This is a genomic window from Flavobacterium cheongpyeongense (assembly GCF_003202435.1).
Classification (GTDB): domain Bacteria; phylum Bacteroidota; class Bacteroidia; order Flavobacteriales; family Flavobacteriaceae; genus Flavobacterium; species Flavobacterium cheongpyeongense.
In genome coordinates this window covers 231600-244487 of record NZ_QJHK01000004.1, presented here as the reverse complement: position 1 = coordinate 244487, position 12888 = coordinate 231600, and the positions used below count along the sequence as shown (strand labels likewise).

Below are 12888 nucleotides of genomic sequence, written 5' to 3'. Positions count from 1 at the left end.
ATTTACTGATAATCAATAGGTAAATACTGTGCCATTAAATTTATTTCCTGTAAAGCATTGATTTCAAGGGAGCTTTCAGAATCATTCAGAAAATCAGTGTCCGAAAATGAACAGTTGACCGTTCGAAAGCGGACAAAAAAAGACATCATGAGAAAAAAACAGGCCCAAATATTAATTGTAGACGATCAGGAAGAAATTCTTTTTTCGGCAAAAATGATTCTTAAAAAGCATTTTGAAACGATTTTTACGGCAAATAGTCCAAAAAAAATCATTTCAATTCTAAATGAAAATGAAATTAACGTTGTTTTGCTGGACATGAATTACCGAATTGGTTTTGAAGACGGGCGCGAAGGAATTCACTGGCTCAAAGAAATCAAGACACTTTCGCCCAATACAATTGTGATTTTGATGACCGCCTTCGGAAAAATAGAAACTGCGGTAGAAGGCATAAAAACAGGAGCTTTTGATTATGTTTTAAAACCCTGGCACAACGAAAAATTACTCGAAATGATGGATAAGGCTGTTGTCGAAAGCAGAAAAAACACTAAAAAACCATTCGTAGAAAAAACAGCAAAAAGGTATTTTACCGGCACTTCCCAAAAAATAAAACAAGCCTATTCCATTGCTGAAAAAGTGGCAAAAACGGATGTAAATGTTTTGATTTTAGGAGAAAACGGAACCGGTAAATACGTTTGTGCCGAATTTATCCATCAAAATTCAGAACGAAAAAACCAGGCTTTTGTTCATGTAGATCTAGGTTCTCTGAGTGATAATTTATTCGAAAGTGAACTTTTCGGGTATGCAAAAGGCGCTTTTACAGATGCCAAAACCGATACGCCCGGAAGATTCGAAAGTGCACAAAACGGAACTATTTTTCTGGATGAAATTGGTAATATTCCGCTTCATCTGCAATCTAAATTATTACATGTGCTGCAAACAAAAACCGTTACACGCCTGGGCGAAAGCAAAGCAAGACCATTGGATGTCCGAATAATTTCGGCAACGAATAATGATATCAAAGCGGAGGTAAAAAATAAAACCTTTAGAGAAGATTTACTGTACCGGATCAATACAATGGAAATAATTCTGCCGCCTTTGCGGGAACGAAAAGAGGATATTGTTCCGATGGCGCATTTTATTTTAGAAAATATTGCCGAAAAATACAACCAGGAAAATTGGCATTTTGATGAAAATGCAGCGCCGTATTTAGAACGATATCCATGGAAAGGAAATATCCGTGAAATGCAGAACAAAATCGAGCGTGCTTTGATTCTGGCTGATAACCATACCATTTCGGTTCATGATCTGGATATTCTGGATTTTGATGAAATTCAGGAAAACGATGAAAACCCGTTATCTGAAATAGAAAAAACGGCTATTGAAAAAGCACTTTTTAAGCACCATGGCAATATTAGTAAAACAGCTGATGAACTGGGCTTATCAAGAGCTGCTTTGTACCGAAGAATCGAAAAATACGATTTAAAAAATACGTAAGCACAGTGTTAATTTTATCGCAAAGCACACAAAATAATTTTTTTGCAATTGCTTTATTAAGTTCGTAAAACGGTATTTGGCGACATTTGCTTAAAGCCTTTGCGGTAACATTTTCATCAGTATTATTCAGAAATAAAAAATAATTAATGAAAAACTGGAAATTTCATAACGCATTATTTGTAAGGGCTGTATTTATAATGATGCTCTGTTTTCTCTGTGTTTTTCTAATCTTTAAAATGTTTTATTACAATGCGATGCTGGTTGCCGTTTTTGCTCTTGTAATGCTGGCCGAAATGTATTTTTATGTCCGGAATCAATCTCAGTTTTATGACCGGACTTTACTTTCGATTCTGCATAATGATTTTTCAAACCATTTTCCTGAAGGAAATAAAAAAGATAATTTTAAAAGCCTGTATCTTTTATACGAGACTTTAAAATTACAGCATCAGGAACAAACTTCAAAAGAACTCATTTATCGTTCGCTTTTAAATAATATCGATACGGCAGCTTTAATTTTGGAGAAAGAAAATCAAGACTGGAATATTTTTCTGATGAACGATTGTTTTTCAGATTTGTTTAAGGTGCCAAAAGTCAGTCATTGGCAATACCTTAAAAATTATCTTCCTTCTCTGTGCCACGAAATTGAAAAAACGGAATTCACTGAATTGAAATCTGGCATTTCTATTAAGATTGAGGATCAGGATTTGCAGACTTTTATCTTGCAAACATCCAGGACCCAAACTTATAATAAAGAATATTTTATCATTTTGCTGGACAGTATTCAACGTGTTATCGAGAAAAAAGAAAAAGAAGCGTGGATCAACCTGATGAAAATTATTTCTCATGAATTAATGAATTCTTTAACGCCAATTAGGGCACTTTCGCAGAATTTACTTCAGATTTTTGATCAGGAAAAGTTGGAAGAAGATGATCTTGAAGACATCAAAAGCAGTATTTCGACCATTATCAACAGAAGCGATCATTTGCAGGTTTTTGTAGAAAATTACCGTAAACTGGCGATGCTGCCGACCCCAACAAAAGAAATGATCCCGATAAATTCACTTTTTGAAGACTGCCTGCGTGTTATGAACCCGATCCTGAAAACTGAAAATATTGAATTGATCAATAATACCCATAGCTCACGCTCTATACTGATTGATAAAAACCAAATGGAGCAGGTCATTATCAATTTGATTACCAACAGCATTTATGCATTAAAAGAAAAAACTCAAAAAAAGCTGTTTGTATCCAGTTACACAGAAAATAACCGTTTTTTCATCTCAATATCAGACAACGGAAAAGGAATTGATCCTGAAATTCAGGACAAAGTATTTTTACCTTTCTTCACTACCAGAAAAGACGGAGCCGGAATAGGCTTAACACTTTCTAAAAACATCATCGAAGCCCATGGCGGCTACTTAAATTATCACACCGATGAGGACAAAACAAGTTTTATTATCTGCCTGATTTAGTTGTAGTAAAACTCTGTTTATCAGTGTTTTATTGTTTGTTTTGTGCCTGATGTGAATTTTAATAGATGTTCTGAATATTCTATAATTCGGTTTTTGACGTTGCGTCGTAAATTTGAAATACCCTAAATTTTTGATTTTCAATATTTAAAAATATAGTGAAAAATCATTTTGAAGGTTTCAGATTTTTAATATGGTTCTGCTATTTTTTTAAATAAATAATACAAGAATATTTAAAAAAATAACATCATGAAACAATTACAAAAATTTCTCCTGATTATAGCAATAGCTTTTGTACTTACTTCATTTGGTTTTAATGATAAAGATATAAAACCAATGGAAAGTTTGTATGTAAAAGAAAATCAGGCGGTTCAGGATAAATCTGATTCAACCAGCAGTGTGTCTAAAAGTGCCTCTAAAGAAGTGTACCTTTTATCCAGTCAGTATGACCGTCTTCAGACCGCTTTAGACAAATACGAAAAAATCCAGAGAAAAAAGCTGTGGAGAAAAATCGATATTGACAGTGCTACGTATAAAAATCTGAAACCTTTTGACAGCGGTGTTGCTGTAAAACAAATCCGTGAACGTTTGTATATCGATGGTGATCTGAAAAAAAACTCGAAAAGCAGTTTATATGATGAAGAGCTGATGGCAGGTGTTTTAAATTATAAAAAAAGATATGGGCTGAAATTAAATTATAAGCTGACATTCGAGCATATCAAACAAATGAACGAGTCTGTATCTGAAAGAATCAAAACCCTAAAACTGAATATGGAGCGCTGTCGTTTAATTCCTGAAAGTCTCATAGAAGCAAAGGACTACATAATGGTAAATATTCCGGCATACCGATTATTATATGTGAAAAATGGTGTTAATGAGTTTGTTTCGGATGTTTTTGTTGGAACAATCTGGTCAGAAACCGAAATTTTCAGCAGTACAATGGACAGGGTGGTATTTAGTCCGTATTGGAATATCCCGCAGAGTATTATTGACAACGAATTAAAACTCAACATGGGCAAAGATAAAAATTATCTCGAGGAGCATAATATGGAATGGAACGGAGGTAGAGTAAGACAAAGACCCGGATCTAAAAATTCTTTGGGACTGGTAAAATTTCTATTCCCAAATCCATTTGATATTTATATGCATGATACGCCGGCCAAAAGTTTGTTTATGTTTGAACAGCGTACTTTTAGCCATGGTTGTATTAATATAAAAGAAGCTAAAAAACTGGCATATGCAATTTTGAAAGACGATCCCGACTGGTCTGCAGAAAAAATTGACAGTGCGATGGATGGTGTAAATGAAACAACCTGTATGTTGAAAAAACCAATTCTGATCTATATTGGCTATTTTACTTGCTGGGTAAATGAAGAAACTGGTGAAGTTTATTTCTATCCGGATGTATATCAAAAAGATAAAGAAACAGAAACGGATGTCAGTAATGGCTTAGTAATGGATTGATTACAGTTCTATTTCAGGCTGCCAGAAATGTTTGTTAAAATCAACAATTTGATTGTTATCAACTTTGATGCCTTCGTTTTCCAAAAGCTGCTGCATTAAATTAGTTCCCTCAAAATGATGTTTTCCGGTCAAAAGTCCTTTTCGGTTTACAACTCTGTGTGCAGGGACATCCTCCATGTTATGACACGCGTTCATGGCCCAGCCTACCATTCGGGCAGAACGTGCGGTGCCTAATGCTTTTGCAATTGCGCCATAAGAAGTTACTTTTCCGTAAGGGATTTTTCTGGCGATTGCATACACTTTTTCAAAAAAATTTTCCTCAGCCATAGTTTTGGTAGTTTGCCACAGATTAAAGGATAAAACGGGATAAATTAATGATTGAAAGACCTTTTTGACCTTCAAAGTTAATCAGTTTGCTCTTTTAATCGGGTTCTATTATCCGAAATAATAATTTAAGATATTAAAAAGCGTCACGACTGCTACTAAACCTGTAATAGTTCCAATAATCGTATTCATATTTCGCATTAAGTAATCGGTTTTCTGTTCTATTTTTCCAAAGAAAGCAATATAACTGTACAAAGCGGCAAATGAACCTAAAACAGAACCTGTAACAAAGGTAAATATGATGTTATTTTCGAATACAAAAAGATGATAGGAAGCCAGTGTAACACTTACGAGAACATAATAAGGAATAGGAAAGAAATTCAGTCCTGAAAGCAGCATTCCGAGAAAAAAACGGCTTTTTTTACTACTTTTTTTAATCTTTGATTTTTTCTTGCTCTTTGGCTCTTTTGCAATAAACAGAAAGTATATCGTTAAAACAGAGAAAATAACAAAGCCAATCTCGCGAAGTAAAGTTATTACGTCCGGTCGATTATCGATTACACGTGCAAATAATACTGCGATAGATACCTGAAAAAAAATTACCAGAACTGCACCAATCACAAACCATAAAGCATTCTTTTTCCCTTCTTTCAGGTTTATTTTCGCGGCTGTCATATTGAGCAAACCCGGAGGAATAATTCCGATAACAGCTGCAATAAAGCCTGAAAATAAAGGGGTAAGAAAGACCATTCTGTTAGTTGATGGAGTTAAGTATATGTTTTTAAAATTAAATTAATCTTTAATTTTAAAACGAATATACGTAATTGCCTTGTTTATTTCTAAATATTGTTTTTCATAAAACGTCTGAAAAGCAGTAACCTCTTCAGGGCTTCCTTCGTTTTTATATACATTATGGTTGGCATACAAAACTTCGTGTCCTTCGCCATGAAGTAATCCCAATGTATAACCGTGCATGAATTCGCTGTCGGTTTTCAGGTTCACAACCCCGTCTTTTTTCAGGATTTTTTTATACAATTTCAAAAACTCAGAATTGGTCATTCTGTGTTTGGTTCTTTTGTATTTGATCTGTGGATCCGGAAAAGTAATCCAGATTTCGTCTACTTCACCTTCAGTAAAAATATGATTGATTAATTCGATCTGAGTTCGTACAAAAGCTACATTGTGCAATCCGGTTTCAACAGCAGTTTTGGCACCTCTCCAGAATCGGGCTCCTTTAATATCGATTCCGATAAAATTTTTGTTGGGGTATTTTTCTGCCAGTCCAACAGAATATTCTCCTTTGCCACATCCTAATTCTAAAACTAACGGATTGTCATTTTTAAAGAAATCAGCATTCCATTTCCCTTTCAAAGGCATTAAATCACCTACAACTTCTTCTCTGGTTGGCTGGAAAACGTTTTGAAACGTTTCGTTTTCCCTGAATCTTTTTAGTTTATTTTTACTTCCCACTTTTACAAAAATTTTCGGCAAAATTAAGGAATATAAACGAATGAATCGGGTGAAAGCACCTAAAAACAAGAATATTATTCCTCAAAAAGAAAACTAAACTTGTTTCTAAACAAAAAAGGCACAAATTTCTAAGATATATTTCAATCTTTAGAAGCTGTGCCATTTCTGATATAATTTTTATTTAGTTACCGTAATGTGGCTCAGTTATAGCGCCTGAATTTGGATCTAAAGTTTCATCGTGCTGAGATAAATCAAGTCCGATGTGTTCTGACTCTTCTGAAACGCGCAGCGGAATAATGAAATTCGTTACTTTGAATAAAAAATAAGCTCCGAAGAAAGTAAATATTGAAACCAGTACTAATGCCATCATGTGGTGTCCGAAAACATTCCATCCCCCGTGCAATAAACTGGCATCTTCTCCATGAGCAAAAATGGCAGTCAGGATCATTCCCATGATTCCACCAACACCGTGACAGGCAAAGACGTCCAGTGTATCATCAAATCTTTTTGAAAAACTGCAGTTTACTATAGAGTTAGAAACCAAAGCGGTAATGAACCCAAAGAACATACTTTCCGGAACCGATACATAACCTGCAGCAGGCGTAATGGCAACTAAACCTACTACGGCTCCGATGCAAGCTCCTAAAGCAGAAACTTTTCTGCCGTTCATTCGGTCAAAGAAAACCCAGGTTAACATGGCTGCAGCCGATGAAGTCGTGGTGGTTGCAAAAGCCATTGCGGCTGTTCCGTTTGCTGCAAGGGCAGAACCGGCGTTGAAACCAAACCATCCAAACCATAACATTCCGGTTCCTAATAATACAAACGGAATATTAGTTGGAATATGCTGACTGTTTTTTCTTTTTCCTAAAACAATAACCCCGGCCAAAGCCGCAAATCCGGAACTCATGTGTACTACGGTTCCTCCGGCGAAATCTTTTACACCAAAATAGCTTCCTAAAATACCCGTTGGGTACCAAACGGCGTGACAGAGGGGAGCATAGATGAAAATGGTAAATAAGCTGATGAAAATTAAATAAGAGATAAAACGAACGCGTTCTGCAAAAGACCCTGTAATAATGGCTGGGCAGATAATCGCAAATTTCATCTGAAACAAGGCAAAAAGCATAAACGGAATCGTATTAGCCAATTGTTTATGAGGCAAAACACCCACATAATCCATAAAGGCAAAAGTGGCCGGATTACCAAAGAAACTGTAAAAATGATCTCCTGAACCAAAGCCAACCGGCTCTCCAAAAGCAAGACTAAAAGCTACTACAGCCCATAAAAGCGTCACAACTCCAAGACAAATAAAACTTTGAAGCATGGTCGAAATTACATTTTTGCGGCCTACCATACCGCCATAAAAGAAGGATAATCCCGGTGTCATGATTAAAACCAGACAAGAAGATGTAAGCATCCAGGCAACGTCTGCCGAAACGATATCATCGGTAGTGCCAAATTTAGATAATACATAATCATTTTCTGTAACCGTTGGCCAAAATGCCCCCGTGATACAAACAATACTTATCATAATAAAGGAAATGATCCAGCGTTTTTCTATTTTCATTTTTCAAATACTTTATTGAACCCTATTTTTTTTGGGGGCAAAGTTAAAAAAAAATAAATATTTTAATTTTTAGGGGTGACAAAATAGAGGCTGGATTTTTATTTTAGTAAAATACATAAAATTCACCCTGTTTTTTTGAGAGTATCTTATTTTGCGCTTCTAAATTTATGCTAATATTGCCAAATATATTATAATATAATTCACACCCTATATAGTAAAGAGCCCAAAAGATTAAGATTGAAATAAGATTGACAGATATTGCTTATTTTTTTTGAAGTTTCCTGATGAGTATATCTTCAATAGGTGTTTTTACTTTTACGACAGCATCTACTTCGTCATTTGGGATCGTCATGGATAAAACATAATGCTGGATCTTCCAATCTTTTCCCACTTTGACCAAAACGCCCGAACCACGGCATATTTTCATCTGGGTATTTAGTAATTCATCAAACCAGGCTATTTTTCCGGATTCATCAAAAAAGAGGTGACGTTCCAGAGCGGTAAAATTCCAGGTTGTTCCTTTATCGAAATAAGGTTTTGCCCAAATTTTAAAATCGGGTTTGGTCCAGTTTTCAGTAGCGTCGGTTCCAATGTAAACGGCGTCATCTGTCATAGCATTAAAGTAGGCATCGAATTGTACATCGGCTGCGGCTTTATGCCAGGCATCAAGTGTTTGGTTGATTTTGTCTTTTTCGGTATTTTGGGCGTTTGCAAAAGAAGTAACTAATAAAAAGAACAGAATTGATTTTTTCATGAGAGATAATATTTGAGCCTAAAGATAAAGAATATCTAAATTTTTTTTCACCATATAAGTGATATAAGATAATGTAAGCCTAATGTTGTTTCTCGCAAAGGCGCAGAGCCGCAAAGAAAATTAAAATAAACACTTTGCGTCTTAGCGACTTTGCGAGATTAATAAAGACAAAGTATATCAAGAAAAACTTAAAATTATCTTTCATAATAACTAAGGTTTATTTTTTATATTTGAGTGCTTTAAAATACCTCAATCATGAATTCAAAAATCTACATAAGTTCGATCATTACTGCTTCTTTAGTTTTTATTTCCTGCAAAAAAGAACTCGAACCTCAGACGAACACTTCAACCTCAGAATTAATCAGACTTGGACTAGCAAAAGACACTTCAAAAACTGTAGCTCCGGTTCAACAGGCTCCGGCCACAAACCCAAATACAGTTTTAGGAGAAACAAAAGGGCTCAATCCCGCACACGGACAACCGGGACATCGTTGTGATATTGCCGTTGGAGCGCCTTTAAATTCGGCACCTGTGCAACAAGGGCAGGTTACAGCTCAGACACCGCAAACGGTTCAGGTAAATTCTGGTCAGCAGAATATGGTTACGACAAAAACGGTAACTGCAGCACCTGTAAAAGTAGGGAAAGGAATGAATCCGTCGCATGGACAACCAGGTCACCGATGTGATATTCCGGTAGGAGCACCGTTGAATTCGCCGGTTACAAAACCAGCTACTACTACCGCTGCTGCTCCACAAGGCGGAACAATCGAAAAAACATTTACAGTAACACCTCCGGCAAACAATAATGCCGTTCCGGCTTTATTAAGTACCGAAACAGCTAATGCCAAACCTGTAGCCACAAAGGAAGGAACCAACCCCGTACACGGACAGCCGGGACACCGCTGTGATATTGCTGTAGGAGCACCATTACCAAAATCTTAAATTAGTCGAATGTCAAAAGTCGAAAGCAAAAAACCACATAAGTGATGTAAGTTCAGATAAGCATTAAGAGCTTCAACTAAAATGAACTTATATCACTTATAGGGTTTAAAAAAGGTAGGAATTCTATATTTTAATGTGCTTTCATTTTTTCGAAAGTAGTAGTCAATGATTTTTTGGCTTTTGCCAAAGCGCCACTAAAAGCTTTTTCAAGAGTATCAGCGTGTTCTGTAACAGTAAGCGGCTGTAAATTGGCAATGCGGACTTCAAGAACGCATTTTTTATCGTTTAAGCCGAATTTCTCTCCATTTTCATCTCCAAAATGTACTTCTATGCGGGTAATTTTATCTTCAAAACGTGCTAAGCCTTTTTCTAATTCTTCAGAAAAATAGTTTTCTAATCTTGCGTGTCCTTCAATGTTTTTGTCGGTATTGATTTGAATTTTCATAACGGTTTGTATTTAATGATTGTTTCTCAAAGCTATTTTTTTTTAGATGAAATGGCAAGTGAGTTAAGGAAAGATTATGAAAAATTTTGCTCTTTTTTGTCATTTCGACGAAGGAGAATAACACTAGAAATTCCACAACAATAAGCGAACTAAATATTTTGTCTTTCGCTGATTGCGTTTTGAATTTCGAGAATGCAGGAATCTAAATTCATATTTTTTTAATTTTAAATTTAGTTATGTGGTCGCATACATCGCATTTTATAAAACTATCATCAACTACAAGCATATCAATTTCAATTTCACAATCACAAACTGGACAATTGTAAATAATATCTTTAAGTCTAATAGGCGGGCTAAGTACAGTAGGTATCTCTAATACTGAATATTCTATCATATTTTAAAATCTTTTCAATTAGCCGAATTTATATAATCGTATATAAAATCATTTATATGCTCTGCTTCATAATCAAACTTTAAAACAATTCTTGAACATAAATTGTCAGCCCAATTTTCAATTTCTTCATATGAATTAAGCTTATTAAGAAAAAACAATAGTTCATTTTTGCTTGTAAAGTCATCTAAAAACATAACGATATCTTCTTTAAAAGTATCTGCGTAATTTTTAGTAGGCATAGTCAAATAATTTTCTAAGTATTGAATTTTTTCTTCTAAACTTAACATAGGAATTTGATAATCTTGAGGTTTAACAGCTTCTATTGCGGTATTATAAATTATTACATAATGGCAATTGTAAGTAAGTAGAAAAATATAATAGAAATTTGAATAAAGAGATAACATCTGAAAATTAATGCTTTATCTTTTTTTCTTTTAACCATTTTAAAAAATATCTGAAATTAAATGATATTCTTTAATTTCTTTAGATTTTATTATTCGCTCTTCAAATTTCAAATTATTAATAGGGTTTTCAATTGTTAAAAAAGTTGGTGCATCATTCAAATTTAAAACTAAAGCAATGATGTAATCATTTTTATATTCTGAAGCCATTATGAATTCTTTTTCAGTTAATCTAAATCTTCCTTTTTTCTCTCTAATTCCTTTTACTTCTGCTAAAAAGAAACTTTCATTAACATTAATTTGAAAATCATAACCATCTCCATATAATCGTGCATCTTCTAAAATCCCTTTATTAAAAGTGGAAATTTCATTATAATTATTCATAAAGTATAGTTCAGCTTCTAAACCTGTTTCTTGAAGCTTTTTAAATCTTGATTTTACAATTGGCTTGACCTCAACAAAAAGTTCTTCTATTTTATAATTTTCTTTCAAATATAATTTTACAATATTTGAATAATCTTTTACATTTTCGGTACCAAATAAACTATCAATTAAATGTTTTCTATGAATGTATGTATTGCCTTTTTGCCACCATCCTTTTCTATTGTTATTAGAGAAAAAAGGGTCAAATAAATCCATTCGGTTTTTTACCACACTCGCAGTTTCTGCTATTCCAATTTCTACAAAATACTTGTAGAAATTATTTTTTGTGGTAAAGCCAAACTGTTCTATGAATAAATTGTCAAATTTTGATAATCCATAACCAAGCAAATTTAGAATTTCATAATTTTCATGTTTATTGTTTTTTTGTTCCATATAGTTTGACTTATTATCTAATCACACCAAAAATAACAATAAAAATCTGTATCTTATTTTATGGATATTTACGTGTATTCCTTCTTAGTAATGTTCGCTGTATACTAAATGAGATTTCGCTAGAATAATTAAACAGATAATGAGTTTTTGTTCTAGAATTACTTTGACTTTAAATCTAAATTTTTCTTTTATATCCATAGTTTGTAAAAGTAGTTTAATGATTAGAATTGACCCGCTTACAATTGACCTCATAAATAATAGTTTTTCAATTTTAAATATTGAAGTAAACAAAACTATTCTAATGCTAGAATTGATACAACGGCATAAAAGGCACATTTGATAATTTTAAAGACTTACGATATTTTTCTGATTTTTTTCGCATAAAAAACGCCAATCATTTCTGACTGACGTTTAAAAATATTTCTAAAATTTCTAATGAAACTCAAAACCCCTAGCCCTGATCGAAGCGGCATCCTTTTGTGGCGTCCCGATAGCTATCGGGAGGCATAAAAGATACAGCGGAGAGCAGGAACAGCTCCTGAAAATTTCAGTACTCAATAGCTTTTGGATTCAGTTTTGATTCTAAGGGTTTACCTTTTGGCAGGTTGATATAATTATTGGCAATACATTTATAACCAAAACTAATTTGCGAATGCCGTTTGATTGATTTAAAATTTCTAAATTTGTACTCAAGTTTAAAACTTATTTAAAAAATTGTTTCCCTGAGCAAAATTGAAGGGATAATCTTAAAAATAATTATTATGGCATTAGCAATCACAGATGCTACTTTTGATGAAGTAGTTTTGAAATCAGATAAACCGGTAATGGTAGATTTTTGGGCAGCATGGTGCGGTCCTTGTAGAATGGTGGGTCCAATCATTGACGAATTGAGCAACGAATACGAAGGTAAAGTTGTTGTAGGTAAAGTTGATGTTGATGCCAACCAGGAATTCGCTGCCAAATATGGGGTGCGTAACATTCCAACCGTTTTGGTTTTTCATAACGGTGAAGTAGTAGGTAAACAAGTAGGAGTAGCTCCGAAACAAACCTATGCAGATAGTTTAGATGCTTTGTTGTAATCGTAAGATTATGATTGATATAAAAAAGGTTTGGCTAATAGTCAGACCTTTTTTATTTGGTTTTAGTTTTTGACACAGCATTCAAAGATTTTAAAAAGATTTGAGCAGCTGCACATAGATTGTGTGTAACCCGATGATTGTGATTTATTAAAAATGTCAGTTAGAGTATTAGTTTACTTAAACGCTTTTCTCTTTATATAAAAGTATTATTTACAAGATTTAAAATTAAATTTGGCTTAAATCGTTTTAAAATTTGTGTGAAAATTTAG

13 protein-coding genes are annotated in these 12888 nt (G+C 33.9%); 5 read left to right on the top strand and 8 right to left on the bottom strand.

Features of this window, described 5'->3' with window-relative positions:
* Positions 1-147 precede the first annotated feature (147 nt).
* The 3 genes from DMB65_RS06850 (at position 148) to DMB65_RS06840 (ending at position 4427) form a co-directional block, all read left to right on the top strand.
* Positions 148-1494 (top strand): sigma-54-dependent transcriptional regulator, encoded by a 1347-nt coding sequence (locus DMB65_RS06850; protein WP_110305901.1) that lies wholly within the window; start codon positions 148-150, stop codon positions 1492-1494.
* A gap of 146 nt (positions 1495-1640) precedes the next feature.
* Complete coding sequence (locus DMB65_RS06845) at positions 1641-2966, top strand: sensor histidine kinase (protein WP_110305900.1); 1326 nt, start codon at positions 1641-1643, stop codon at positions 2964-2966.
* Positions 2967-3212: 246 nt separating this feature from the next.
* Positions 3213-4427: a L,D-transpeptidase family protein gene (locus DMB65_RS06840; protein ID WP_110305899.1), complete on the top strand. Its 1215-nt coding sequence runs from the start codon at positions 3213-3215 to the stop codon at positions 4425-4427.
* Here the strand turns inward: DMB65_RS06840 and DMB65_RS06835 are convergent, their stop codons facing one another.
* The 5 genes from DMB65_RS06835 to DMB65_RS06815 form a co-directional block, all read right to left on the bottom strand.
* On the bottom strand, positions 4428-4754 hold the full coding sequence (locus tag DMB65_RS06835; RefSeq protein WP_110305898.1) for an MGMT family protein: 327 nt from the start codon (positions 4752-4754) through the stop codon (positions 4428-4430). It abuts the gene before it with no gap.
* Positions 4755-4862: 108 nt separating this feature from the next.
* On the bottom strand, positions 4863-5501 hold the full coding sequence (locus DMB65_RS06830; protein ID WP_110305897.1) for a LysE family transporter: 639 nt from the start codon (positions 5499-5501) through the stop codon (positions 4863-4865).
* 42 nt (positions 5502-5543) lie between these two features.
* Positions 5544-6221: a tRNA (guanosine(46)-N7)-methyltransferase TrmB gene (gene trmB / locus DMB65_RS06825; protein WP_110305995.1), complete on the bottom strand. Its 678-nt coding sequence runs from the start codon at positions 6219-6221 to the stop codon at positions 5544-5546.
* Positions 6222-6402: 181 nt separating this feature from the next.
* Positions 6403-7788: an ammonium transporter gene (locus DMB65_RS06820; protein ID WP_110305896.1), complete on the bottom strand. Its 1386-nt coding sequence runs from the start codon at positions 7786-7788 to the stop codon at positions 6403-6405.
* 262 nt (positions 7789-8050) lie between these two features.
* A complete protein-coding gene (locus DMB65_RS06815) occupies positions 8051-8542 on the bottom strand; it encodes a nuclear transport factor 2 family protein (protein ID WP_110305895.1) in 492 nt (163 codons plus the stop codon).
* Between the two features lie 255 nt (positions 8543-8797).
* On the opposite strand from DMB65_RS06815, the gene DMB65_RS06810 reads away from it, so the two are divergent.
* On the top strand, positions 8798-9484 hold the full coding sequence (locus DMB65_RS06810; protein WP_110305894.1) for a hypothetical protein: 687 nt from the start codon (positions 8798-8800) through the stop codon (positions 9482-9484).
* A 130-nt stretch (positions 9485-9614) separates the two neighbouring features.
* On the opposite strand, the gene DMB65_RS06805 is transcribed toward DMB65_RS06810, so the two are convergent.
* The 3 genes from DMB65_RS06805 to DMB65_RS06790 all read right to left on the bottom strand — a co-directional run bounded on the left by DMB65_RS06805 (position 9615) and on the right by DMB65_RS06790 (position 11540).
* A complete protein-coding gene (locus DMB65_RS06805) occupies positions 9615-9929 on the bottom strand; it encodes an HPF/RaiA family ribosome-associated protein (RefSeq protein WP_031454156.1) in 315 nt (104 codons plus the stop codon).
* Between the two features lie 408 nt (positions 9930-10337).
* A complete protein-coding gene (locus DMB65_RS06795; protein ID WP_123955281.1) occupies positions 10338-10610 on the bottom strand; it encodes a hypothetical protein in 273 nt (90 codons plus the stop codon).
* A gap of 156 nt (positions 10611-10766) precedes the next feature.
* Complete coding sequence (locus DMB65_RS06790; RefSeq protein ID WP_110305891.1) at positions 10767-11540, bottom strand: DUF3883 domain-containing protein; 774 nt, start codon at positions 11538-11540, stop codon at positions 10767-10769.
* Between the two features lie 761 nt (positions 11541-12301).
* Between DMB65_RS06790 and trxA the strand changes: the two genes are divergently transcribed.
* A complete protein-coding gene (gene trxA, locus DMB65_RS06785) occupies positions 12302-12619 on the top strand; it encodes a thioredoxin (protein WP_110305890.1) in 318 nt (105 codons plus the stop codon).
* The last annotated feature ends 269 nt before the right edge of the window (positions 12620-12888 follow it).

Excerpts from the sequence above, each read along its gene's own strand:
- DMB65_RS06850 (WP_110305901.1), top strand. The coding sequence starts at position 148 with ATGAGAAAAAAACAGGCCCAAATATTAATTGTAGACGATCAGGAAGAA.
- DMB65_RS06845 (WP_110305900.1), top strand. The coding sequence starts at position 1,641 with ATGAAAAACTGGAAATTTCATAACGCATTATTTGTAAGGGCTGTATTT.
- DMB65_RS06840 (WP_110305899.1), top strand. The coding sequence starts at position 3,213 with ATGAAACAATTACAAAAATTTCTCCTGATTATAGCAATAGCTTTTGTA.
- DMB65_RS06835 (WP_110305898.1), bottom strand. The coding sequence starts at position 4,754 with ATGGCTGAGGAAAATTTTTTTGAAAAAGTGTATGCAATCGCCAGAAAA.
- DMB65_RS06830 (WP_110305897.1), bottom strand. The coding sequence starts at position 5,501 with ATGGTCTTTCTTACCCCTTTATTTTCAGGCTTTATTGCAGCTGTTATC.
- DMB65_RS06820 (WP_110305896.1), bottom strand. The coding sequence starts at position 7,788 with ATGAAAATAGAAAAACGCTGGATCATTTCCTTTATTATGATAAGTATT.
- DMB65_RS06815 (WP_110305895.1), bottom strand. The coding sequence starts at position 8,542 with ATGAAAAAATCAATTCTGTTCTTTTTATTAGTTACTTCTTTTGCAAAC.
- DMB65_RS06810 (WP_110305894.1), top strand. The coding sequence starts at position 8,798 with ATGAATTCAAAAATCTACATAAGTTCGATCATTACTGCTTCTTTAGTT.
- DMB65_RS06805 (WP_031454156.1), bottom strand. The coding sequence starts at position 9,929 with ATGAAAATTCAAATCAATACCGACAAAAACATTGAAGGACACGCAAGA.
- DMB65_RS06795 (WP_123955281.1), bottom strand. The coding sequence starts at position 10,610 with ATGTTAAGTTTAGAAGAAAAAATTCAATACTTAGAAAATTATTTGACT.
- DMB65_RS06790 (WP_110305891.1), bottom strand. The coding sequence starts at position 11,540 with ATGGAACAAAAAAACAATAAACATGAAAATTATGAAATTCTAAATTTG.
- trxA (WP_110305890.1), top strand. The coding sequence starts at position 12,302 with ATGGCATTAGCAATCACAGATGCTACTTTTGATGAAGTAGTTTTGAAA.